This window comes from Paenibacillus koleovorans NBRC 103111 (assembly GCF_004000845.1).
Lineage (GTDB): Bacteria > Bacillota > Bacilli > Paenibacillales > NBRC-103111 > Paenibacillus_AA > Paenibacillus_AA koleovorans.
Genome location: NZ_BIMA01000253.1, coordinates 1 through 1,306, shown reverse-complemented (window position 1 = coordinate 1,306; position 1,306 = coordinate 1). Strand labels below are relative to the sequence as shown.

The following is a 1,306-nucleotide window of genomic DNA, read 5'->3' as shown; positions in this document are numbered from 1 at the left end:
GGCTAATTAGAAACTGGCGGTTTTACATACTATCCATTTCGCATAGGCAAACCATTCAATCGATTTTGAACGATATTTCGATATTGCCGATTGCAGACATCGTTTTTACATGTAGCTAAGCGTTCTCATCAGCATGATGATTGACTTCTTGATGAGCGATGCGATAAGCACCAGGAGTCAAGCCTGTCTCTTTTTTAAATACCCTTGAAAAGTTTGTTACGTCCACCTTGCCGATTTTTTGAACGATCACAGCCAGGCTATCATTTGTTGTAATCAGCAGTTCCTTTGCCTTTTCGATTTTAAGATAATTGACATACTCCGATAGCGTTTGCCCCGTATGCGTTTTGAAAATACTCCGCAAGTATTGAACGGACATAGAAAACTGATCTGCAAGCGAACTGATTTGAAATTCATAGTTCAAGCCATTTTCATTGATATATTGCACTATCTCATCGATGAGTTGCTCCGATTGATGTTTCTTGTGAGTATTTAAAAAATCCGAAATCTTTTGAAAAACTTGTTCGATTAATTCAATCAAATCATCTACAGTTTCGAAGTTTTCGATTTCCAAAATATCAAATCCATAATCCAGCCTATGGGAATAAGCGGTATCCAGCAAAACGGAGAGACGTTTAAAATATTGGATAATATCAAAACATATATACTTGCATGTGTAAAGCGTGCATTTGTTTGTTTTAATATAGTTCATCATGTCATAAAAACTCTTTTGCGCCTTTTCGATTCTCAACTCAGAGAGATGTTCGCCAAATGTTTTCAGCATTTCCGGAAGAGGAGTTCCCGTATCCACTAGATGCGAGATCTGCCTATACTCGATTATACTTCCCGCATTATAAACAATTTTATATTCCAGGGCTTCACCGCTTTGCAAGTAAAGTCTTCCGATCTGGGCTGTCTTTTCGTTCATGTCACTCACGCCTACAGTTGCCAAAATACCTGATTCTAAAAGCTGTTGACGTATATCTTCAAATGCATGTATCAATTCACTGTAATTTTCCCTTTCCAAGCAAAAGATACACACAATCTGCTGATTAAAAAGCAGATTTTTGAATTGGCATTCGATCGATTTAGGGATATTCACTGCGATAGATTTTACAACAACCGAATACCCGATCCTATTCAAAACGACAATATCGTCAATATAAAGGGTTGCTATGCAAAATACACTTTTCGAAAAAAATACGCCAATCCTTTTCCCCGCAGAATTCAAGCTTTGCAAGTTATTAAAGGAACTATTAAGTACAGACAATAATAAATTTTCATACAGTGCGTCTTCAGAATGTTCCGT

Annotated in this window: 1 protein-coding gene; it reads right to left on the bottom strand. The window is 37.0% G+C overall.

Annotated features, from left to right (window positions below):
- Positions 1-115: 115 nt before the first annotated feature.
- The coding region (locus tag PKO02S_RS32040; protein WP_164821833.1) for a helix-turn-helix transcriptional regulator at positions 116-1,306 on the bottom strand (1,191 nt) is incomplete at its 5' end.